This window comes from Hymenobacter terrenus, assembly GCF_000972495.1.
GTDB lineage: Bacteria > Bacteroidota > Bacteroidia > Cytophagales > Hymenobacteraceae > Hymenobacter > Hymenobacter terrenus.
In genome coordinates this window covers 1-22,188 of record NZ_LATM01000008.1, presented here as the reverse complement: position 1 = coordinate 22,188, position 22,188 = coordinate 1, and the positions used below count along the sequence as shown (strand labels likewise).

Below are 22,188 nucleotides of genomic sequence, written 5' to 3'. Positions count from 1 at the left end.
CAGTTATTTAGCGGCAGCGGTGTTTACTGCTACCTGAAAATCATCCCACGAACGGTCGTAGTGCCTGCGTGATTTGAGCCGCGGGTACCACCCCCGCCTGCCGCCACACTGGCTGTCCCTGGTGAAACAATATTAACGTAGGAATACTCTGCACGCGGTATTGCTGGGCTACGGCGGCATTGCGGTCCACGTCAATTTTGATGACGCGCAGTTTACCACCGTGCTGGGCGGCTACCTGCTCCAGAATAGGTGCCATAGTTTTGCAGGGCCCGCACCAGGTAGCGTAAAAATCGACCAGCACGGGCATGCCAGGGCTGTTGATGAGTTCGGGAAAGGACTTGCGAGGCACGGTAAATACAGAAACGATGAGTAGTGAGTAAGCAACGGCGTGATGACACCGCTCCACTTAGCCGGTGGTGGAGGTTAAACGAAAAAACCTGGCGCATGGCCAGGCTTTTATTGATTTCAATGCTACTAATAGCAATAAATTAGATTCTGGGTTACTTGTTGATAATCGTTACATCGTTGCCCACTTCTGGAAACACGAAGTGGCCACTCACGGCTTTCACGCCTTTCACCCGGCATTCCCAAGTGTAGCGGCCCGGGGTGGCCACGGCCGCTTCCCCTTTTTCAGTTTTGAAAAAGTCAGGGTCCGATGGTTCGGTCGGAAACAGGACATCCACACCGGTTTCTTTCTGTTTTAACTCCTTCACCAGGAAATAGTCTTTGCCGGTACGCTCATTGTGCACCACAAAAGTGGCAGTGTAAGGACCTAACTGGCCGTATTTATCTAAAATTCCTAATTTGATTTGGGCCGTGGTACTCACCATCCACGTTTGAGCCTGTGCCTTGGGAGCCGCCCCGAGCAACAGGAGAACCGTGCACAAGCCCATAAGCCGGCCGGCCGGAGCCAGGCGTTTGGACTGCCAGTCAATGAGTAAGGGTATAATCATGGGTGAAAAAGCAGAGAGTAAAGGAATGTTAATAATTAAAGGATTGTATGAGAGTCCTGAGTATAGCAGATGCCAAGATAATACTTTGGTAAGAAAACCGCAACTTGTATTTTAGCAGCCCAGTTGCGCTCCGTAGACAAACTACATACCAAAGTCTTCTGGTTTTATGGCAAAACGAAGGCCTGATGGAGTACCACCGATGAAGCCTGCTTCACCGGATGGCCAGCAATGCGGCCTGTGTCAGCGGCAGGTACAAACCACCTCACGGCACCACTTGGTGCCGCGCGAAGAAGGCGGCAAGCACGGCCCCACCGTCAACCTCTGCCAGCCCTGCCACAGCAGCGTGCACCGTTTCCTCAGCAACCGCGAGCTGGCCCGGCGCTACCCCACCGTGGAGGCCCTGCAAGCCGCCGAGGAACTCCAAACCTACCTGGCCTGGATACGTCGGCAGCGCGTCGAGCGCATTGTGAACCGGCGTGGGCAGCGGAAGAATTGAGAATATTTTTAAAGCCAAAATACTTTCTTGAGGGTTAATTGCTGATTCAACGCTCAAAAATCAGGCTTAAAATTGAGATTCTTCGTTCCTTTCGCGCAGCTTCGGCAGCAACCTACCATTATCGTGGATAGTGTGGGCACCAGCGCCGCCCTCACGCTGGCGCACTGGCGTGGGGCCGCTACGCCCGAGCAGCTGCGCGACGATACCAGCGCCGGCTCGGTGCTGCGGGCGCTGCATCAGTCTGACACCGTGGGCCTGGAAGCAGCCGCTGTGACGGTCAACCATTTTGATATCGACGGCTTTATTGGCGTGTGGAGCCTGCTCAATCCCGAGTTAGCCTTGCGGCACGAAGAGCTGCTGCGCCAGGTAGCCGTGCTCGGCGACTTTCGGGAAATTGACGTTGCCCATCCGTTGGCCGACCAGGTTCTAAAGCTGGCATGCTGGCTGAATGCCGAGGAAAAAGCCCGGTTCTACGAGCCCTTTGGCGCGCCCATCCGGCGAAAGCGGGAAGATGAGGCCTCAGCTGAAAAGTTCGACTGGTTCTTGCCCCGCTTTGCCAATGTTCTGCAAAAACCGGAGGCCGGCCGGGAGGCGTGGGAGCCGGAGTACGCGCGGGTAAAGCAAGCCGCTGCCGTCATGCGCGGGCCACTCACGAAGCTCAGCCGCTACCCGGAAATTGGGCTGTTTGTTGTCCGCACCCCCACGCCGTTGGCCTACTACGCCCTCTTTGGGCCCACGGCGGGCTTCGATACCGTGCTGAGTTTGTACGACGGCGGGCGCTACGAGCTGGAGTACAAATACACCACCTGGATTGATCTGGAAAGTCGCCCGACGCTGCCCCGCATCTCGTTGGCGCCACTGGTGGCGCGCCTGAATATGCTGGAAACCACCAGCCAAACCTGGGCCGCCGACGGCATCACCGACACCGGGCCGCTACTGCGCCTGGCCGGAAAAAAGCTCACCAAAGCCGAGCGCTATGCCGACCCGGATGGCCGGCCAATTTACGCTTCATCCATCGCGCCGGAGGTGATGGAGCGGGAGGTGGTGGCGTTTTTCAGCCAGGGCTACGCCGGTATTCAGCCCAAAAAATACTGGACCTGGGCCGAGGTGAAAGCAGTAACGCGGACGCGGACCCTGTAATTGGCGTCCCCACGCCGTTGGAACTCGTTCGGCGACGCGAACTACACAGTTCGCGCTACTGCTACACCGCGCAGTTGGTTTCATTGCCCATTATGCCGACGAGGTGAACGGTGCTGTTGCCGCCCGCGCCGGGCCGCACCCGAATCTGGGTGCCGATGCGGTCCTTGAGGTCGGAGACGTGGGAAATAATGCCAATCATCTTGCCCGAATGCTGGAGGCGTTCCAGCGCATCGAGGGCCGTATTGAGGGCATCGGGGTCGAGCGTGCCAAAGCCTTCGTCAATAAACAGCGACTCGATGCGGGCCTTGTGACCCGCCAATTCGCTCAGCCCCAATGCTAGCGCCAGGCTCACCAAGAAGCTTTCACCACCCGAAAGTGAGGCCATGGGGCGCACCGTGTCGGCCTGGTCGTGGTCGATGATTTGCAGCTCCAGGTTGCGGTGCGGCGTTTTGAGGATGGTGTAGCGGCCGGTGAGCTGGCGCAGGCGCAGGTTGGCCAGACGAGCCAGGTGCGTCAGGGTCAGGCCCTGGGCAAACTGGCTAAATTTGTCGCCCCGCGCCGAGCCAATTTGCTCGCTCAGGTCCTGCCAGCGCTGCTCTTCCAGTTGGCGCTGCTGCAGCTCCTGAAGTCCGGCCGCTTGCTGGGCGCGGGCGTCATCATCCTGCTTCAGCTGGTTGCCCACGGCCCCGAGTTTTTGCTGCAAAATATCATCAGCCGCCGACAGACTATTAAGCTGGGCTGTGAGTTCAGCGGCCGTGTGGGGCGTCAGGCCTGCCTCGGCGTGGTGGTTGAGCTCGGCCGTGAGGTCGGCGAGGCGGCGGGTGGCGGCGGCCTGGGCAGTGAGGTGGTCCTGGCGGCGCTGGTGCAGGCGCTCGGCCTCGGCTGGGGGCAGGAGCATCGCCTGCGCCTCGGTGGCAGTGGCGATGCCAGCCGTGGCGAGGGCTGTCGTCAGCTCGGTCTGGCGGTCGGCGTGGGCCGTGTGGTGCTGGGTCAGCTGGATTTGCAGCGAGGTACGGGCATTTTGCTTAATAGCCAGCTCCTGCTGCTGCTGGGCCAAGTAGTGCTGCGCCTCCGTCAGCGCCTCTGCCAGCTTTTGGGTGGCCTGGTGCAGCCGCTCGATTTCGGCGCTGGGGTCGGCACCGGGGTAGTGTGCCTGGCGGGCCGCCTGCTCCTGGTCCAGTACTCGCTGGTCGGCTTCCAGCCCGGCCGCGGCGGCGGCAAGCTGCACCTGCTGCCGGGCCAGCTCCTCGGTGCGGGCCTTGTGCTCGCTGGTTTTTTCCAGCAGCGTTTTCCCCAGCTCCGTGAGGGTGCTCACCTGGCCTTCGTAATAGTCAGCCCGCTCGCGCAGGGTAACCAAAACACCATCGTAGGGCGGCTGGCTGGGTAGCGTGAGCTGGTGCGGACGAAGGATGTCCTGAACGCTACGCTGGAAAGTTTCGGCTTGGTCGTGCCAGTGTAGTAGCTCGTCGGCCAGCTTGGCCAGCTCCGCTTCAAGGCTCGCCTGGCGTTCCAGCAAGCGCGGAATCTCGCGCTGGGCGGCCGTGGCGGCTTCGCCGGCTTTCAGGTATTCTTCCCGCAGCTTGGCCAGCTTCTCGTCGAGCACGGCCAGGCGGCGGCGGTTGGCCACGGCCGTCGCCTGCTGGGTCGTGGCCTCCGTCAATAGGGTCTGCAAGAAGGAGGGGTCGGCGGGCTGGGCGGGGGCGGGCACCAGCGTAGCGGCCAAAGTGCTGGCCTGCTGGCGGGCGGCTGCCGCGGCAGTGGCCGCTTCCTGGCGCAGCTGCTGGCGCTGGCGCTGCTCGGTTTGGTGGCGGGTGCAGGTGCCGGTAGCGCGCCGCAGCTCCTCCTCCAGCGCGGTCAGGGCCTGCTGCTGGCGGGCTACGCGCTGCTCCTGCTCGTCGGCCCCGGCGGTGAAATCAGCCGCGAAGGCATGTTCCAGCGCGCCGCACAAGGGGCACGGCTGGCCGGGCTGCAGGTGCTGGCGGTGGGTGTTGAGGTCGGCCAACGCCTGCTGGGTCCGCAGCTCGCGGCGGTAGCTTTCCAGTAGCTCCTGGCCATCGACGCGCCGGGTTTCGAGGTGCGCCACGGCGGTTTCGGCCGCTGCCAGGGCCGGGGCTTCCTGCTCGATTTGAGCGGCCAGGGCTTCGGCGCGGGCGTGTTGGTCGTGGGCCGCCTGGGCCTTGGGCAGGAGCTGCTGCAAGCCTTGCTGATAAGCGGTAATATCATCGGCGCGCTGGGCCAGGGCGGCGGCCGTAGTGCCCGCCAGCAGCGCGTCGCGCTCGGAGCGGCAGGGCTGGCCTTCGTCTTTGATGGCTTGCTGACTCGCCACAGCATCGGTTTCGAGGCCGCGCTGGCGGAGCAGGTCGGCCGCTACTTCGCCGTGGCTTTTGCGCAGCTCGGCTTGACGGGCTTCCCGGGCGGCAATCTCCTTTTGGGCGCCCTGCAAGTCGATGATTTCGCGGTCGAGCGCGAGCACCTGGTTTTTAAGGTCAATCTCGGCGCTGTGGTCGATTAACCAGCGGTCGAGGGTCGCGTTCTGGCGTTGCAGGTCGGCAATTTCCGCGGCCTGCTTGCCGAGCGCCTCTGCCGCTTGCTTGTTGGCCTCCTGCTTCTGTGCGTACGCCTCGTGTTGCAGGGCCAGCTGATGCCGCGCGGCGGCTATTGCCGCATCCTGCTGCTGGGCCTTGCTGAGCACGGGCCGCAGGCGGTTTTCCTCGGCCAGCGCGGTGGCGTGGGCTTCGGTGGCGAGGGTGTGGGCGGTGTGGGCGGCGGTAGCGGCTTGGGTAAGCAGAGGCAAGGCGCGGTCCAGCTCACGCAGCTGCTCGGTGTCGCGGTCCAGCTCTTGTTGCGCGGCGGCCACCAATGCCAGCGGCTTGGCCAGGGCGGCGGCGCGGGTGTGGCCGTCGAGCCGGGCAAAGTCGGGTTGCAGGCGGTGGTCGTCTTGTTGCAGGCGCTCTACCTCGCGGGCGGTGTCGCGCAGCTGTCGTTCCAGCTGCTCCAGCTCCGTGCGCCAAGTCAGGCAGATGTTCAGCTCCTGCTGCTCCTCGTAGTGCTGCTCAACCTGCTGGTTCAATACCTCAAGCTGGGCTTCCAAGCTGGCCCGCTCTTCCTCAGAGAGCAGGCGGGTGGCATCCAGCTTGGCGCGCAGCAGCCGGGTTTTCAGCTCTTCCTCCTTCGCCTTCTCAAACGCCGCTACCGACAGCCGCGAGTAAATGCCCACGTTGGTCATCTTTTCGAGCAGGGCGCTGCGCTCTTTTTCGGGCGCGTGCAGAAAGCGCGCAAACTTGCCCTGGCTCAGCAGCACCGACTGCTCAAACTGCCCAAAATCCAGCCCCGACAGCTCGCTCACCCGCTTCGGCACGGCTTCTTTGCCGCTGATGACTGCCACGTTGGACGGGCTCATCACTAGGGTCATGGCATCGGCGTTGAGGCTGCCTTTGTCTTCGCCGCGGGTTTTGCGCTTCACTTCCCAGCGCGAGCGGTAGCGCACGCGGTCCACGATGCCGGTGTCAGCGTTGGTTTCGTGCACTTCAAACTCTACTTCCGAAAAAGCATCCTTGGCGTGGCGGCTCACCATTTCGCCCACCTGGCGGTCGTGGCGCGGCACCCGGCCGTAGAGGCCCACCGAAATGGCGTCGAGCAGCGTGCTTTTGCCCGCGCCGGTGGGGCCCGTGATGGCAAACAGCCCCGTGTCTGCCAGGGGCGTTTCATCGAAGCGAATCAGGAAAGGACCGGGTAGCGAGTTAAGGTTAGCGAAGCGGACGCTGATAATTTTCATTGGATACTTTTCCCATCAATACTTCCCGAAGATACGGCCTAGCGGCAACCCCACCCCCTAGTCCCCTCCCCTCCGGGAGAGGGGGGACTAGTTTCTAGCTGTAGTTTTTAGCTGATAACCACTAGCTGCTTACAATCATGACTACCTCTAAAGCTGGCTTTTTAGAGCGGTTCCGTCCTCCGTAGCGCGAACTCTGTAGTTCGCGTCCCGAACGAGGCCCGACCAGCGCGGACACGCGAACTACAAAGTTCGCGCTACTGGCGTACACTGCTGCCGAAATCGCGCTAGTTCTGCCCCGTTTTGCTCGCTCGGCTCCCCCTCTCTTCGGAGAGGGGGCCGGGGGGTGAGGCACAACGCCAGAACGGAACCGCGCTAGAGGGTTATTGCCAGGCCAGCGGGTCGGCTTCGGCCAGTAGCTGGCGCAGCTCGCCAAACGTGGCGGTGAGGGCGGCGGCCCGCTCGGGCGGCAGGCCCGCCACGCGCCGGCCGAATACCTCGTCCACGGTCAGTTCGTGCAGCAGCGCCAGTGGGATGGCGCTGTCGGCCAGGTCGGGAACTTCGGTAGCCCGCTGGTGGCGCACGCCGCGGGGGGCCACTACCTGCGCTTTTTGCAGCTGCAACACGGCTTGCACTCGGCGCTGCACTTCGGCGGGCGTCTCGTCGGAGCGCACCAGTACATCGGCCCAGGCCACCAGCTGAAAAGCCGAGTTATCGTAGGCCAGAATATCGGCCTCTACCTCATCCAGGGTGCCGTGGAAGCGTTGCAGGCGGCGCGTGACGGGCACGGGCAGGGAGGTGATGGTAGGGGCCCCGGCGCCTTCGAATTCGAGAATCAGCACCTGCTGCCGGTCATCGGCCTCGGTGAACGACAGCGGCACCGGCGAGCCCGAGTAGCGGATGTGCGCCCGCCCGCCCACCACCTGCGGACGGTGCAGGTGGCCCAGGGCCACGTAGTCGAAGGCCACCGGGAAATGCTCGGCGCCCACCAGTCCCAGCCCGCCAATATGAACGTCGCGCTCGGCCCCCTCGCGGGCCTCGCCGCCGGCCGCGTAGAGGTGGCCGGTGGCCAGCACGGGCACGTCCTGCTCGCGCTGACGCAGCACGGCGGCGCTCTCGGCCAGGGCCGCGTAGTGCCCGGCAATGCTCTGGCGAATACGGATTTGACGGTCGTCGGGCGTTTCGCCGGCCACCGCCAGCCGAATGTCGCGGTCGCGCAGAAACGGTACCGCGCACACCACCAGCCCCGGTCGGCCATCGGGGCCGTCGAGGTGCAGTACCTGCTCGGTGGGGTCGGCGGGCACGCCGCCCACTACGTGGATGCGGAGCTGCCGCAGCAGCCGCCGCGAGGCGTTGAGCATGGTGGGCGAGTCGTGGTTGCCGCCCACCACCACGATGTGGCGGCAGCCGGTGCCCTGCATCTTCACCAGGAAGGTATAATACAGCTCCTGCGCCGTGTAGGACGGCGTTTGGGTATCAAAAATATCGCCGGCTACCACCAGCACCTCAATGTTTTGTGCCTGCACCGTCAGCAGCAGCCAGTCGAGGAAAGCCTGCTGCTCGGTAGTGCGTTCCTGGCCCGTGAGGAAGTGCTGGCCGAGGTGCCAATCGGCGGTGTGGAGGACGCGCATGGGTAATTAGTACGAGAATAACGGACTTCGAAGATACCAACCACCACGCAGTCTATCCACAAAGCCGTTTCCTTTCGCGCCCGACAGGGTCCTGTCGTCGCGCATTTTCAACGCACACCAGCAAGACTCATTCAGCGCCCCCCGCTGCTAAGCCATTGCTGACACAGCAGGTACAAGAGCGCCAAGGGCCGCAAAAAGCCCCGGCCGCCGTAGGGCAGCCGGGGCAACATAGTATTAGAGTAGTTTCGGAGTCGGTGTCCTGTAGCGCGAACTTTGTAGTTCGCGTCCCCGCGCCGTTCGGCAGTCGTTCGGGCTTCGTTCGGCAGTCGTTCGGGCACGCGAACTACAAAGTTCGCGCTACGGTACACTGATGCCGAAGCTGCTCCAGGCATCGGGTATCATTCAGGCCGTCGGCCCCGTCGGGTTAATTTCCGTGGTGGATGTGGCGCGCTCCACCACGTACTCATCGGCCTTGGTCTCGTCCTCGAAGCGCCACAAGACATTGCCGGCCCCACAAAGCTTGGTCAGCTCCTCATACAGGGCGTTGGCGGCCTCGATGCGGGTATCGGTGGCGTCCTGACGGTCGTTTTCGGCTTCTTTGCCCGTCGCCAGCTCCTCCACAAACTTCGCGTTGTTGGTTTCCACCGCGTCCAGCATCTCGGCGGTGAGGCCCACGCCGGCGTAGCTGGCCAGGTACTTGCGGCCTTGCTTCACCACCACGGCCCCGGCCAGGTGCAGCGCCGCCTCGGTCGCATTGGCTACATTCACCACCCCGAACCGCTTATAAGCCGCCGTGCGCGGGTCGTCTTTCAGCTCTATGCAGGCCATCACCTGCTGAATGCTGGTCACCAGCGCCTCGCGCTCGGCATTCTTTTCCTCGGTTTCTATGGCGCCTTCCTGCACCAGCACTGCATCGGGTTCGAGCAGCCCAAAAGCTGCGGTGTCGGCTTTAAACTTGGCCACCCGCGCCGGTGTCACCCCGAAGCGGGCCAGCCGGTCGATGTCGCGGTCGAGCGAAGGGAACAAATCGAGGCAACGCTGCCACAGCGCGGCCTGGGTAAAGGGGTAAGCGGCAACCGGTCGTTGGTGTAACATAAAACAAACAGCAGAAAAGGTGAAAAAAAGAGACGCCGCGCCGGCCATTTCGGTCGGTCGCGGCGCCTAAGGTAGAGGTATTTGGCAGCCCCCATGCCTTTTGTCCGCTCAAAGTATAAATTTATTCATGTAGTCACGAAAAACTGCTTCCCAAGCCCCCGCCATACCACCCGAAGCCACCGCGTCTGCTTCCCAAGCCTCACCGCTCGCCCCCAAAGGTTCCGCCGCCTCACCCGAAACATCAGCACCCCTTCCCGAAGCCTCAAAAACAGTCCCCGAAGCCTCATCCACAGCTAATCGTTGTACTTGGGGGAGGGAGTGTGGTGTTTTGGCGGGAATTTTCGCTTTGTAGCAACTACCCCCGATTGCGGGCCATTGCCCATCAGCCCCAGCGGGGCGGCATGTCGGTAGTAAAACCAGAGACCAAGCGCGTTAAAGCCCCAGCGGGGCGACATTCGTTCAACGAGTGCCGCCCCGCTGGGGCTGATGGGTAATGGCTCGCAACTGGGGGTAGCTACTTGCTGGTAGGCGTTGCCACCGCTTGGTCCTCAGCGCGCCGCGCCGGTTGGACGACGACGCCCTCATGGCGCGGCCGGCGAGCCAAGGGCTCGCCGCTGGGGAGCAGCGCGTTGGAAGCGCATTGCAGCCGGATTCTCAATGCTGAATTCTATAACTTCTGCTGTGCTTCTACCAGTTACTAGTGGTTCGTGTCATATCTTCTGTCCTATCAGTGTAAAACTCATAGGAAATCGAACCTCGTTGTTTTTTAAATTCTTGTAAGTGTCAGATATGTCATTTGAATATTCTTCAAAGTATTTCAACTGAAGTTTGTTCATTATACAAGCGTTTAGGATGTCGGCAAGGGTATACGGAAACCAATAAGATATTGCTCTTGCCTGTCCTGTCTTATCAATATACTCTGGTAGAATTTCGTCTTTAAAAGGTTCTTTGCGAAAATATGACGAATCAATTTTATGTGGTGGTTCTGGATTAAACATCCCCAATATTGGATGTTGCTCGTAGATAAATACCTGTCCTTCTGGTTTGAGTAGTTTATTTATTATTTGAAATAACTTTTTGATATCAGGCATCCAGCCTAATACACCAACTGTAATGTAAACTAAATCAAAATTTCCAAAATGATTCTCGCTAATTTCATAAACATTTGTGCTTTCAAACTCTACCTTGTAGTTGGAAGCTATTGAAAGTTGTTTGGCTTGTTTAATGAATTTTTCTGAAATATCTATTCCTACACAATTATTAGCGCCATTTTTTTTGAGATTAATTATTTCCGTTCCGTTGTTACAACCAATTTGGATGATATCCTTATCCTTGATTTCTATTTGAGTAGCAAAAATAAATTGCTCAACCTCATCAAAAGTTGTAAAATTTTCCTGCTGAACTCTTTGTAAAGCATCGTAAAATCCATCTGCCTCATAAATATCTGCAGTTAGTTCCCACATTTTTTTATTGATGCCTACATAGTCTAGGTTATCTTTCATCTTTATCTCAGCATTTGTCTGCACTTCTCACTAATATTTGGATTGCCGCTACTCACCGGTGCGGAAAATAGCGGCAATCCGTTCATAACATGCTATTCCAACCGTCGCAGGAAATAGCCGCTTAATGCACTGCCTGCTTCTGAAACTCCGTAATCGCCTCGCCTAAGTCCAGCACTTCCACGTCGGGCAGGGCGGCTTGCACGATGCTGGCCCCGGCGGCCGAGCGGTAGCCGCCGGCGCAGTGAATCAGGATTGGTTTGTCGGTGGGGATTTCGTGGGTGCGCTCGCGCAGCTCGGGCAGCGGGATGAGCAGGGCGTTTTCAAACACCGGTACTTTGGCCTCGGTGTAGTTGCGGATGTCGACGATTGTGAAGGCTTCGGGGTGCCGGCGCACTGCTTCTACCTCGACATTGGCCCTGGTGGCTGGCAGTTGCAGCGGCGCCAGCAGCGCCCCCTTGATGTTGCTTTCGTAGCCGATTTTGGCGGCTTTGCGCACCACGGTGTCGAGCGCGATTTGCGAGTCGGCGAGGAGGTAGAACTTTTCCTTTGGCCCCACCACGGAGCCCAGCCAGGTTTCGAATTTGGCGCCATCCTGGAGGTTGATGGCGCCCGGCAGGTGGCCGGCGCGGAACTTGGCGGCCGGGCGGGAGTCGATAACCAGCACGCCCGACTCCAGGGCGGCGGTGCTACTGGGGTGCGGCACGGCCCGGATGCTGTCTTCGAAGCTGGGGGCGCCCTGCTTGTTCAGCTTCACGTCGTGCCCGAAATACTTGGGCACGAACGGCTGGTCATCGAGCACGACCGTGATAAACTCCTCCTGCGACATAGGTTGCAGGGCGTAGTTGGTTTTAAGCTCCTTGGCAATGGTGCTGTCAAGGTCGGGGCTGGTTATTTTGCCGCAGAGGCTGCCGGGGCCGTGAGCCGGGTACACGCGGGTGGTGCCGGGCAGCGTCATGAGTCTGTTGCGGGTGCTGCGGTAGAGCTGGGCGGCCAGCTCCTGGCGCTTGTGGCCGCCCACGGCCTCGTCCTCGCGCAGGTCGGGCCGGCCCACGTCGCCCACGAAGAGCGTGTCGCCGGTGAACACGGCGCGACTCTGGGCCAGGTCGTCGAGCAGCAACACGCTGATGCTGTCGGGCGAGTGGCCGGGCGTGTTGAGGGCGTGCAGCTCCACGCTGCCGAGGGTGATGCGGTCGCCGTCGTCGAAACCCTTGTGCGGGTACTTCGCACCCGTTAGTCTGCTACAGTAGATGGTGGCCTCGGTTTCTTCGGCAATTTCCAGGTGCGACGACACGAAATCGGCGTGCGGGTGCGTCTCAATCACGGCTACGATGTCGGCCTCGTGCTCGTCGGCGAAATCGTAGTAGGGCTGGGGGTCGCGGCCGGGGTCGATGATGGCAACCTGGCGGCCGCAGCGCACGGCGTAGCTGGCGTGGGCCAGGCCCTTGTCGTAGAACTGCTGGATTTGCACGGCCGAGGCCGTGCTACTGGGGAGGGGAGGCATGGATGGAGAGAAATGGGCAGTGAACCAGAACAGTAAGCCCTTTGGACCTGGTCAATAGAGGGGGGTGATAGTTCAAATATAAATGCCAGGTGGGAAGTTGCGACCTGGGCCCAGTTTACGGTAGTGCTACCTGCTCGAATTCGGAACCGGTTTCGGCCGATTTAGTAGACCAACTGATGGCCACGCGGTCAGCCTCGATATAGAGTACGGTGGGCGTAGCATTGCGAACAGAAGTAAGAGGCCGCAACTGCTGGGTCGCAATAGAATAAGCCAACACTTGGCGTCTTGTATTCAGCACTACATCATGATAGTTGGAGCTAAAACCGCGAAAACGAAAGCTATTTGGGAAGTCCTGAGAAAAGGCATTGCTGACGGCCTTAGAATCGGGAGCCTGCATTGCTTCCGGAACAGCTATTTCGTGCACGGCCGCTAGTTGGCCCGTCGTACTCAATTGAGCTGAAACTAATCCCACCGGCTGCTCATTGATGTATCCACCCAGTGGAACTACACCAAAGCCGCCGGCCGCAACCACGCCCACACCGAGCATGCTCAGGGCTATGGCTTCGGTATTAGGCGCATTGCGGTAGGTTTCACCGATGAGCTGGTAGCCACCATCGGGGAGTGGGCAAGCCGATTGCCACCGGTAATGAGCCGGCCGACCAGATAGGGGCCATCCTAGGCCAACCCCGAAATTGCGCTTGCCTGTTGGGCCTAGCAACAGGGCAAAATCGCGCCGATTCCCGGATGTCTTAAGTTGTTCGACTGGCGCCACATAGGAGGTCCGCCGGTCCGAAGTACCTAATACCAGCAACCCGGCTGGCACTACCGTAGTGGCATCCAACTCATCGTTGGGTGCCAGTGCCTGGTTGCATTCTACTTCGCCGGTTGCCAAGCGGAAGCTCAAGATGCGTGGCCGCATGGCCAAAGCCAAATACTCTTTAAGCACAAGCCATAGGTGGGTATCGCTGGCCGCAATTTGCTCCACCGCGGTTATGCCCGTAAGCATGCATTGTTGTTGCCATAGCACCGACAATGCAGGGCTCAGCGCTTGTATCTGGAGTATTGGCCGGGCCGATTTGCCGGCTGGATAAGTGAACACGAAGCCTCTGCCACCCGGCAGGCCAAACAGGCGGGGCAGCGCTAGCTTTTTGGCGTCGCCACCCATCTTGGGTAAGTAATGTCGAGGCTGTTGTAGCGTCCGGCCCAACGAATCAGTAAGCAGAAGCACTACTGTGTCTCCCCGGGTTTTGCGCAGTAAATACAAATTGCGCGTACCGCTTTGGGCTGCTGCTTCCAACGTAAAACCTCGCGGTATGGCCGTAACGGGGCGCATAATAGTTCCGTCGGCGCCGAGCACTTGTTGTTCCAATAAGAGAGCCTTTCCAGATTTTGTCACGGCTTTGCAGCTTACCACACGAAAGCCGGCAGCAGCCGACGATTGAGCAAATATTGGTTGGTTTGGAGTGGTAGCTAGCAGAAGAAGACCGCCCATTATTAGCTTAAAGAAGCCCGTATAGTTTGGGGAATACATTTAATAAAACGCTGTTTTGAATGTAATAGAGCAAAGTGAAGGTAGCGCGGGTCGGGGCTTTCACTTTGGAACGCTGCTCAACAGAGGATTTGAAAATCTATTTAATGCTGAATTGTAGCTCAAAAAAAAAGCCCTTGCCGGATAGGCAAGGGCTTTTACTTAATCTCAACGAGTGGCAATCAGCTTTTGGCTCTCATTTTGTCTTTGCCGTGGCCGCGGTGCTGGGCTTTTTGCTGCTCGAATTTGGCGTACTGCTCGGGCGTCAGGATTTGCTTGAGCTCGGCCTGATAGCGGTCGTGGGCGGCCTTCATGTCGGCGCGGCCGGCTTTTTTGTCGGTCGCGTATTTGGTTTTGAGGGCCGCGGTTTCCTGGTGGCGGGTCAGCATCAGTTTCTCAAGACGAGCTTCCTGGTCGGCGTTCAGACCGAGTTCTTTGGCCATTTTGCCGGCTTTCTGGTCGGCTTTTTTGGCGGGGTCTTTATGCTGGCCGCCTTTGCCGTGGTGGGCTGGCGTGGTAGCGGCGGGAGCGGTTTGGGCGAAGGTGGTGCCGACGGTGGTGAAAGCGAGGGCAGCGAGCAATGCGAGGGTCTTTTTCATGGTTGGGTTAAAACGAAAGAATGAAGGGGTGGGCGAAAGCAGATTGGTTTATTTGCTGGCCAGGGTGGTGGCAAGTGGTATGCCAGTTACGGTTGAGACAGCAAAGCCCGCCGCTATCCATCGACAAACCGGCGCTTTTTGCTCACTAACAGGGCAATTATTGCGTCGCTTTCATGCCTTGGCCATTGGCGCGCCGCTCCCGCATTTTATCGCGCTGCTCGTCTTTGAGCTGGTTGAACTTGGCGTATTGCTCGGGCGTGAGTACGACCTTGATCTGGTCGTCGTACTTGGCCTGTGTGGCTTTGAGGTCCTGGCCCATGCCACGGCGGCGGCCACCAGTCTGCACCTGTTCGCGCATGGCCATCATCTCCTGGCGCTGGGCCAGCAGGATGGGCGTCAGCTTGGCTTGCTGGTCGGCATTTAGGCCCAGCTCTTTGGTCAGGTACTGGGCCCGGCGGTCGGCTTGCTGGGTGGGGGAGGGCTGGGGGCGGGGGCTGGGTTGAGCTGCGGTCACGGGGCTGGTGGGGGCGGGGGCCTGGGCGAAGCTGGGGCCGGCGGTGGCGGCAAAGGCTGCGAGGAGAACGAGGAACTGCTTCATGATGGTTGGTATCGTTGAGGAATGGGGATGGAACGCAAGCTTGGATGTCCTAAGGGGCGCTGGGTTTAAGCAAGGCGTTGCCGGCTGCCGCTTGGCGGCGTCTCAGCGGCTCGGAGCCAAAAACAGGAATGGAGCGAATTTGCTGCCTATATTTCGGACCCGCCACTGCCGCTGCCGACGAATTTCATTCCGGAAGATGCTACGCGGTTACGTTCACGGGCTTTTTAATTTCACCTTCTTTCCTTCTTTTACAGCTAACATATGGCAAGTATTTTCGCCAAAAAACCCCTGGCCGTGCTTCTGGGCGAGGCCAACTCATCCGGGCACGGCACGCTCCAGCGCACCCTTGGCGCCGGCAACCTCGTGGCCCTGGGTGTAGGCGCCATCATCGGAGCGGGCCTGTTTGTGCGCACCGCCGCCGCGGCCGCGCAGGCTTCCGGGCCGGGCGTGACGTTGGCGTTCATCGTGGCCGCCATTGGCTGCGTGTTCGCCGGGCTGTGTTACGCCGAATTCGCGGCCATGATTCCCATCGCCGGCTCGGCCTACACCTACGCCTACACCACCATGGGTGAATTCGTGGCCTGGGTTATTGGCTGGGCTCTGATTATGGAATACGCGCTGGGCGCGGCCACCGTCAGCATTGCCTGGAGCGAGTACCTGAATAAGCTCTTGCAGGTGTTTGGCAAGAGTTTACCGTATAATCTCAGCCACTCACCTTTCGAAAGCGCGGTAGTAAACGGCACCGTGGAGCACGGCCTCATCAACCTGCCGGCTCTGTTCATCATCGTGGCCTTGTCGCTGCTGCTCATCAAGGGCACGCAGGAGTCGGCCCTGTTCAACGCCATCGTCGTGGTACTGAAAGTAGCCATCGTGCTGGTGTTCATCGCCGTGGGTTGGCAGTTTATCAACCCCGTCAACCACACGCCCTACCTGATTCCCGAGAACGCCGAGCCCGTGAAAAACGCTGCTGGCGTAGTGGTGCGCGAATACACCGAATGGAACAAGCACGGCTGGGGCGGCATTCTGGGCGGCGCGGCCATTGTGTTCTTCGCTTTCATCGGGTTCGATGCCGTGAGCACGGCCGCGCAGGAAGCCAAAAACCCCAAGCGCGACATGCCCATCGGTATTCTGGGCTCACTGGCGGTGTGTACGGTGCTCTACATTCTGTTCGGGCACGTGCTGACGGGCGTGGCCAATTGGCGCGAGTTTGCCGACCCGGCCCTGGGCGGCGAAGCCTCGGTGACCTACGCCATCAAGGCGCACATGCCCGGCTACGAGTGGCTCGGCACGGCCGTGACGGTGGCCATTCTGCTCGGCTTCTCGTCGGTTATCCTCGTGATGCTCATGGGCCAGAGCCGCGTGTTCTTCTCCATGGCCAAGGACGGCCTGATGCCCAAAGCCTTCTCCGATTTGCACCCCCGCTTCAACACACCTTATAAGTCGAACCTGGCGTTGCTGGTGTTCGTGGGCGGGTTCGCAGCCTTCGTGCCCGGCTCCGTGGCCGGCGATTTGACCTCGTTCGGCACGCTGCTGGCCTTTGTGCTAGTGAGCATCGGCGTGTGGCTCATGCGTCGCTCCGACCCCGACCAGCCGCGGCCGTTCCGCTCGCCGCTGTCGTCGGCCAGCTTCCCGCTGGTGCCCATCCTGGGCGCGGCGGTCTGCACGCTCATGATTCTGGCCCTCGATACGAACACGCTAAAGCTGGCTCTGGGCTGGATGCTGATAGGATTCATCGTGTATTTCCTCTACGGCAAGCGGAACTCCATGCTCCAAAAGGGCGTGGTGGTGGTGCCTACTGAAATGGACGAAGAAGCCTTCATCAAACCCAATAAGGACAATCTATAGCCTTAGCGGAGACAAATCAAAAAAGCCCCGTCGGTATGAACCGGCGGGGCTTTTTGTTTGGGGAGCTAGCTAATGCGTTTCAAATCAAGGAGTACAGCAGGCTATTTCTTCCACTTCTGCGCGATTCGCACGGCTGTTTCCAGCATGTGGGGTTCCCAATTCTCTATTTCCCAGGCCGAGTTAGCCAGCGAAGAAGAGAGAAGTTGACGGTGCGCTGCTTCAAACGTGGAAGCATTTTCCAGAATGTGGGACAGCTGGATTTGCTGCGTCTGCAGTTGCTCGTCCTCAATGGCCGTGCCGAGGACTGGCAGCTGCAGCGGCCTGAATTCATGGGCTGGTTGGCGGTGCGGGCCATGCCGGTGCTGCTGCACCATGCTGGCCATCTTCTGAAAGTCGCGTCGGAACTGGGCTTTGCTGCTGTCGCTCCGGAGCCCGGTACCGAGCTGTTCCAGCACGACGTATTTCAGATTTGGGCACTTGGGCATGGTTAGCTCCAGAAGGTGAAAAACCTCGGCCGGCACGGCATCGTCGTGCGTGTCCCGCCGCACTTTTTTGTGCGGCAGCACCCCGGAATCTTCCCAACTGCCGCCCGAAATATGGATTTCTCGAACGCAATCGAGCGGGTATAAGCCTATTAAATTCTCGTAGGGAACGGAGAAGTTGTGGAGTTGACAGTACAGGTTGTGTAGGTCGAGGATGATAAAGCCGTTGACGGGCGCAATCAGCTTTTCCAAAAACTCGCCGTGCTGCCGCACCTCTGCCAGCGAGTAAGCGAAGGCTAGGTTTTCTAAGCCGACGGAGCACTGGCAGGCATCAGATATGCGCCGCAGCCGGTCTTGGCCGATGCGCAAGGTTGTGTTGGTATAAGGAACAGGCAGGGGAGCCCCTGAATGGAAGTTTTGGCCCGTGAAGAAGCCGAAGTGCTCCGTGATGTGGTCGAAGGCAAACTGCAACGACACCTGCCGCAGCTGCGCCAGCCACTGCTGCTGTTCGGGTGTCCATTTGCTCGAAAGCAGGGAGAAGAAAACGCCGTGGCCCACCAGCCGTTGCCGGCGGCTGTAGGTTTGCAGCAGCTCGACGAACCATTCGGGCAATTCCTGGGTCCGAAAGAGCGCGTCGAACGACCACTCCAAGGCTTCTACCTGGCCGTCTTCCAAAAGCGGAAAAGCGGCCGTAAGAATGTCGCTGTCCAGGTTACAGGCCAGCGAAGCTAAAATTGCGGGCGTTGGCTCCATACAAGCTTAGGCCGGAAAGGCGCCGCTTAGCCCATGCCGCAGCCCTGGCAGGCGTATGGGGGGGGCACGGTTTCTTTTTCGCCTTTGGCAGTTTTCTCTTTGGGCTCCGGCTTGCTCTTTTCGGAGCAACTGGTGGTGGCTTGTACCGTGATGCCAACCAACAAGGCTCCGAGTAATGATTTGGGGAGTTTCATAACTGTACAGTGGATTTCGAATGACTAAGACTTGGCGCGCCGGCCGAATACAGACCGTTGCAATCAGTGCCGACGGCCTATTTCAAATAGCTAGCAGAAATTTATTTGTAATAGCTCCGCACCTGAAACAGCAGGTACAAGAAGAGCAGGCTCATCAGTATGCTTGGCACGGAAAACGTGAAGACTCCCGAGAGGATGCTCAACAGCTGGGAGTAATAGGCCCATTTCCACCCAACGCGCTGCCGGTTAAATAAACCGCTCAGCGACAGTATATCCAGTACCAGCGTGACGGCCGACAGCCCCAGTACCATGATATAGGAAAATCCGCTGTCCAAGCCACCCAAAAAGCTAAACGGCGAGAGCAGCGCGCCTAATCCCAGAGCGGCCAGCACCACGGGCAGCAAAAGCACCAGCAGCACTACCGCCACCCAGGGAAAATACTTCACGAAGCCCTCCTTCAGCCTCAGTGGGGCGACGGGTGCTTTGTCGATGAAGTAGGGAGCCAGTTCTTTTTCCAGCAGGGCGTAGGGCCCCGGATAATCAGAGGACGAGGTGCCGGGCGTGGGTTGGTTTTCGGGGAGCATGCGCGCAAGAAAAGAGGTGTGATTAGACGGACGTGAAATGGGGCTTTGGGTAAAGCAGTGTTAACATGAATATTTAAAAATGTGGAATTAAAATTAAAAAACCGAGTCGTAGCATCTGGCTTTCGGCTAATGCGCGTTAAAAAGAATGTGTAACACCCTTTTAAGGTGTTTAAGAAAGAGGAGATTGTAGGGGAGGGAGGGCGCGTATCTGTGACGCGCTGCCTTTGGCCTCGCATCTTCCCCGCAAGTATTGCCCGAGGCCGAGCGGCGCGAGCGCGGCGTCAGAAACGTGCGCCGGTTTGGCTTTCCTTTTCCTCTTTCTACTAGCCGTTTTAAATTTCTACCCAACAGCCACGAAGCTCCCGACCGCATCTGCGAGTGCGGCAAATGGAAAATCAGCCGTGGCCGGGTGTCAGGCTTTTAGAAGCTGTTTGCGTTAGCCGGAAAGCTGCAAAAGCGGTGTAGCGACCCCAAGAAGAGTTTCTTCAACTTATCGGTTTCAAACATTACACCGGGCCCGGACTGCGGATGGTACACGAGCAGCGCAACCATCAGCCGGATAGCAACTCGTCGTCGAACACGGCACAGGTTGAGGGGCGCCAGCGGTAATGAGCAGGGGCGAGGCTAGGTTAAACGGTACCGAACTTGTTGCCCGCGTTTTAGGCTGCCGTTACTTCACTTTTTAGCTTAAGTACCCGGTCGCCATTGTCCTGCACGATGACCAGTGCCGGGTCCTTCACCGAGCCGTTGCGGTGAATCTCGGCCCCTTTGATGGTGCGCGAAATCGGCTCTTTGTGCATCGATTCAATTTTGCCGGTGGCCGTGCCGGTGCCGTATTTCCAGGTGACTTTGGTGCCTTTGCGCATGAGAATAATCAGGAAGAAAGTGGATATTCAGAGTTTTTCGATTGGTAGGAGTAAGAACATTAGAGCGGTTTCGGAGTGGCTGTCTCATAGCCCGGACTTTTAGTCCGCGCTACAGCGGGGCGTTACCTAAACCTTGAAACGACTCTAATTCCCGTTAACGAAGTGGACGCGCAGTAGTTGGCATTACGGTGCGGCTTTTCACTGCTGAGGCAGTTCAGTGGGCAGGCATTTATTCAAACTGCGCAAGAATCGGGTCGTGGGCAGCAAGCTCCTGCAAGAATTTTGTCCTCTCCTCAAGCTGATGACAGTTGACGGGGATTTCATCACTCAATTTTTTTCGCGACGTCCTGCCCAGCTGTTGCCACTCTCTTTTCCTGATATGACAGACGACCTTTCTTCCCGCATCCGGCAGCTGCCCTGGGCGGCTATTACTACGGCTTTGGACGGCCAGGGCTACGCCGAAGTGCCCGGCGTTTTGACCGCCGCCGAATGCGACTGGCTGGTGGCCGGATACGCCAGCGCTGCCCTGTATCGCAAGACCATTGTGATGGAGCGGTACCGCTTCGGCCTGGGCGAGTATAAGTATTTCGCGTATCCGCTGCCGGGCCTGTTGGCCGCCTTGCGGGAGTTGGTGTATCCCTACCTCGCGCCCATTGCCAACCAGTGGATGCGCCATTTGCAGCAGGAGCCGTCGTACCCGGCTAGCCTGGCGGAGTTGCACGAGCAGTGCCGACAGCGGCAGCAAACTCAGCCGACGGTCCTTATCCTGCGCTATGGCCCGGGCGGGCACAATACTCTACACCAGGACTTATACGGCGAGGTATTCTTTCCCTTGCAGCTTGTGCTATTCCTCAGTGAGCCGGGGCAGGATTACACCGGCGGCGAGTTCGTGCTGACCGAGCAGCGCCCCCGGGCCCAGTCGCGGGCCACCGTGCTGCAACCCCGAAAAGGCGACTTGCTCCTGTTCACGACCAACTTCCGGCCCGTGCGGGGCAGCCGCGGCTTCTACCGCGCCACGATGAAGCACGGCGTGAGCGTCGTGCGCACGGGCCAGCGCCACACGCTGGGCATCATTTTTCACGATGCGCGCTGATGCATGCCCACGACACCTTGGCGCCCCCGGAGCTTAGGCGCCTCATCCGAGCCAGTGAGGTTGCCTGGGCTGGTCACCGCGGATTGAAAATCTACGGGACGCTCAAGTGCCCGGCTGGCAAGCGTATGCATAAAAAGAATCGCGTATTTTTTGGGTCAGCGGCTGCCGCGGTGGCCGCCGGCTACCGGCCCTGCGGCACCTGCCTGCGCGCCCAATACCGGGCGTGGAAAGCGGCCAGCGCAATGGGCTGAAAAGAGCGCAAGAATCGGATTTAAGGCCGGATGGGAGCGCGGTAAATTTGTATATCATCAAGTAGTTATCATCATGCACACTTCGCAAGCCGCCCTGGACTATGCCCGCGTAGAGCAGGCCATCGAATACATTGCCGCCCGTTTCACCGAGCATCCCAACCTGGAAGAAATTGCGGCCCACGTGCACCTGAGCCCTTTTCATTTCAACCGCTTGTTTACCCGCTGGGCTGGCACCAGCCCGCAGCGGTTCCTGCGCTTTCTGACCAAGGAATACGCCAAGCAGGTGCTAACGGAATCGGGGGATGTGCTTGCGGCCACCTACCAGGCCGGCTTGTCGGGCACCAGTCGCCTGCACGACCTGTTCGTAGCTTACGAAGCCATGACACCCGCCGAGTACCGAGCCCAAGCCGCAGGACTGGTTATTCGCTACGGCTTCCACCCCACTCCCTTCGGCGAGGCCCTGCTTAGCCTCACCGACCGCGGCATCTGCGGCCTTACCTTTCAGACCGTAGCCGAGCGGCCAGCCGCGCTGGCGCAACTGCACGTGACCTGGCCAGGAGCCACTCTTCACGCCAACGAGGCCGAAACCGCCGTCGTGGCCGCGCAGCTCTTCGCCCTGGCTCCCACGAGTGCCGGTAAGCCCATGCCGCTGTTGCTGAAAGGAACCAACTTCCAGATTAAAGTGTGGGAAGCGCTGCTGCGCATTCCGGCGGGAGCCCGTGTGTCATATCGGGATATTGCCGCCGCCATCGCGCACCCGGGCGCTAGCCAGGCCGTGGGTGGAGCCGTGGGGGCCAACGCCATTGGCTACCTGATTCCCTGCCACCGGGTCATCCAGCAAAACGGCGGCCCCGGGGGCTACCGCTGGGGCAACGCCCGCAAGCAGGCACTGTTGGGTTGGGAGGCCGTCCGCGCCGAGCAGGAGGCGCTGGCGGCTTAGCAGCTATTCAGTGCCTTGTCTGCCCGCAAACGCCTGCATCGCGGCATCAGGTAAACTGCACGTATACCCAACANCTGGTGCAGAGGAACTCAAACTAATGGCACACAAAAAAGGCTGCCCGCTTTCTGCGGGCAGCCTTTTTTCGGCGTGGGGAGGGGCTTGTGCTACTCCTTGGTCAGTCGCAGGACCTGGCGCAGGGGGGCGCCGTCGGCAAGCTTCCCGGTGACCAGGAGCTGGTACGTGCCCGTGGCCAGGCTGGTCACGTTGAGGGGGTGGCGCTGGCCGCCCGCCAGCGTGGTTTGCAGCACCTGCCGGCCCGTGGCATCGTGCACCAGCACCTGGTAGCGGGCCGCCGCGGGCAGCCG

At 59.6% G+C, this 22,188-nt stretch carries 21 protein-coding genes; 6 read left to right on the top strand and 15 right to left on the bottom strand.

Features of this window, described 5'->3' with window-relative positions; translation table 11 throughout:
* Nucleotides 1–40: 40 nt before the first annotated feature.
* Both trxA and WX88_RS12240 read right to left on the bottom strand, forming a co-directional pair.
* Nucleotides 41–349: a thioredoxin gene (gene trxA / locus WX88_RS12245; RefSeq protein WP_072053006.1), complete on the bottom strand. Its 309-nt coding sequence runs from the start codon at nucleotides 347–349 to the stop codon at nucleotides 41–43.
* Between the two features lie 151 nt (nucleotides 350–500).
* A complete protein-coding gene (locus WX88_RS12240) occupies nucleotides 501–953 on the bottom strand; it encodes a hypothetical protein (RefSeq protein WP_046244682.1) in 453 nt (150 codons plus the stop codon).
* A 199-nt stretch (nucleotides 954–1,152) separates the two neighbouring features.
* Here WX88_RS12240 and WX88_RS12235 point away from each other — a divergent pair, with 199 nt between their 5' ends.
* Together WX88_RS12235 and WX88_RS12230 are read left to right on the top strand one after the other, a co-directional pair.
* Nucleotides 1,153–1,449, top strand: coding sequence for an HNH endonuclease family protein (locus tag WX88_RS12235; protein ID WP_046244681.1), 297 nt, complete (start codon nucleotides 1,153–1,155; stop codon nucleotides 1,447–1,449).
* Nucleotides 1,450–1,521: 72 nt separating this feature from the next.
* Nucleotides 1,522–2,589, top strand: coding sequence for a DUF6687 family protein (locus WX88_RS12230; protein ID WP_046244680.1), 1,068 nt, complete (start codon nucleotides 1,522–1,524; stop codon nucleotides 2,587–2,589).
* Between the two features lie 61 nt (nucleotides 2,590–2,650).
* Here the strand turns inward: WX88_RS12230 and WX88_RS12225 are convergent, their stop codons facing one another.
* The 8 genes from WX88_RS12225 to WX88_RS12190 all read right to left on the bottom strand — a co-directional run bounded on the left by WX88_RS12225 (nucleotide 2,651) and on the right by WX88_RS12190 (nucleotide 14,815).
* Nucleotides 2,651–6,364: an AAA family ATPase gene (locus WX88_RS12225; RefSeq protein ID WP_046244679.1), complete on the bottom strand. Its 3,714-nt coding sequence runs from the start codon at nucleotides 6,362–6,364 to the stop codon at nucleotides 2,651–2,653.
* A 380-nt stretch (nucleotides 6,365–6,744) separates the two neighbouring features.
* Nucleotides 6,745–7,992, bottom strand: a complete 1,248-nt coding sequence (gene sbcD, locus WX88_RS12220) for an exonuclease subunit SbcD (protein ID WP_046244678.1) — start codon at nucleotides 7,990–7,992, stop codon at nucleotides 6,745–6,747.
* Nucleotides 7,993–8,394: 402 nt separating this feature from the next.
* Complete coding sequence (locus WX88_RS12215) at nucleotides 8,395–9,087, bottom strand: hypothetical protein (protein WP_046244677.1); 693 nt, start codon at nucleotides 9,085–9,087, stop codon at nucleotides 8,395–8,397.
* Between the two features lie 710 nt (nucleotides 9,088–9,797).
* Complete coding sequence (locus WX88_RS12210; protein WP_156176089.1) at nucleotides 9,798–10,589, bottom strand: class I SAM-dependent methyltransferase; 792 nt, start codon at nucleotides 10,587–10,589, stop codon at nucleotides 9,798–9,800.
* Nucleotides 10,590–10,710: 121 nt separating this feature from the next.
* Nucleotides 10,711–12,090, bottom strand: a complete 1,380-nt coding sequence (locus WX88_RS12205; protein WP_082116002.1) for an MBL fold metallo-hydrolase — start codon at nucleotides 12,088–12,090, stop codon at nucleotides 10,711–10,713.
* A gap of 115 nt (nucleotides 12,091–12,205) precedes the next feature.
* Nucleotides 12,206–13,318, bottom strand: coding sequence for a hypothetical protein (locus tag WX88_RS12200; RefSeq protein WP_156176088.1), 1,113 nt, complete (start codon nucleotides 13,316–13,318; stop codon nucleotides 12,206–12,208).
* A gap of 482 nt (nucleotides 13,319–13,800) precedes the next feature.
* A complete protein-coding gene (locus WX88_RS12195) occupies nucleotides 13,801–14,217 on the bottom strand; it encodes a hypothetical protein (protein ID WP_046244675.1) in 417 nt (138 codons plus the stop codon).
* A 157-nt stretch (nucleotides 14,218–14,374) separates the two neighbouring features.
* Nucleotides 14,375–14,815, bottom strand: a complete 441-nt coding sequence (locus WX88_RS12190) for a hypothetical protein (protein WP_046244674.1) — start codon at nucleotides 14,813–14,815, stop codon at nucleotides 14,375–14,377.
* A 261-nt stretch (nucleotides 14,816–15,076) separates the two neighbouring features.
* Here WX88_RS12190 and WX88_RS12185 point away from each other — a divergent pair, with 261 nt between their 5' ends.
* Complete coding sequence (locus WX88_RS12185) at nucleotides 15,077–16,660, top strand: amino acid permease (protein WP_046244673.1); 1,584 nt, start codon at nucleotides 15,077–15,079, stop codon at nucleotides 16,658–16,660.
* A 101-nt stretch (nucleotides 16,661–16,761) separates the two neighbouring features.
* On the opposite strand, the gene WX88_RS12180 is transcribed toward WX88_RS12185, so the two are convergent.
* From WX88_RS12180 to WX88_RS12170, 4 genes are all read right to left on the bottom strand, one after another.
* On the bottom strand, nucleotides 16,762–17,895 hold the full coding sequence (locus tag WX88_RS12180; RefSeq protein WP_046244672.1) for a multinuclear nonheme iron-dependent oxidase: 1,134 nt from the start codon (nucleotides 17,893–17,895) through the stop codon (nucleotides 16,762–16,764).
* A gap of 26 nt (nucleotides 17,896–17,921) precedes the next feature.
* Nucleotides 17,922–18,089 carry a chryseobasin-related MNIO class RiPP peptide gene (locus WX88_RS30015; RefSeq protein ID WP_156176087.1) on the bottom strand — a complete coding sequence of 56 codons (168 nt, stop codon included), beginning with the start codon at nucleotides 18,087–18,089 and terminating at the stop codon, nucleotides 17,922–17,924.
* 101 nt (nucleotides 18,090–18,190) lie between these two features.
* Nucleotides 18,191–18,673: a hypothetical protein gene (locus WX88_RS12175; RefSeq protein WP_046244671.1), complete on the bottom strand. Its 483-nt coding sequence runs from the start codon at nucleotides 18,671–18,673 to the stop codon at nucleotides 18,191–18,193.
* 659 nt (nucleotides 18,674–19,332) lie between these two features.
* Nucleotides 19,333–19,539: a hypervirulence associated TUDOR domain-containing protein gene (locus WX88_RS12170; RefSeq protein WP_046244670.1), complete on the bottom strand. Its 207-nt coding sequence runs from the start codon at nucleotides 19,537–19,539 to the stop codon at nucleotides 19,333–19,335.
* Nucleotides 19,540–19,918: 379 nt separating this feature from the next.
* Between WX88_RS12170 and WX88_RS12165 the strand changes: the two genes are divergently transcribed.
* The 3 genes from WX88_RS12165 (at nucleotide 19,919) to WX88_RS12155 (ending at nucleotide 21,823) form a co-directional block, all read left to right on the top strand.
* Nucleotides 19,919–20,632: a 2OG-Fe(II) oxygenase gene (locus WX88_RS12165; RefSeq protein WP_046244669.1), complete on the top strand. Its 714-nt coding sequence runs from the start codon at nucleotides 19,919–19,921 to the stop codon at nucleotides 20,630–20,632.
* Nucleotides 20,632–20,883 (top strand): Ada metal-binding domain-containing protein, encoded by a 252-nt coding sequence (locus WX88_RS12160; protein WP_046244668.1) that lies wholly within the window; start codon nucleotides 20,632–20,634, stop codon nucleotides 20,881–20,883. The genes WX88_RS12165 and WX88_RS12160 overlap by 1 nt, the downstream gene beginning before the upstream one ends.
* Before the next feature lie 73 nt (nucleotides 20,884–20,956).
* Nucleotides 20,957–21,823, top strand: a complete 867-nt coding sequence (locus WX88_RS12155) for a bifunctional transcriptional activator/DNA repair enzyme AdaA (protein WP_046244667.1) — start codon at nucleotides 20,957–20,959, stop codon at nucleotides 21,821–21,823.
* A gap of 164 nt (nucleotides 21,824–21,987) precedes the next feature.
* On the opposite strand, the gene WX88_RS30815 is transcribed toward WX88_RS12155, so the two are convergent.
* A partial coding sequence (locus WX88_RS30815; RefSeq protein ID WP_046244666.1) for a T9SS type A sorting domain-containing protein occupies nucleotides 21,988–22,188 on the bottom strand: 201 nt, incomplete at its 5' end.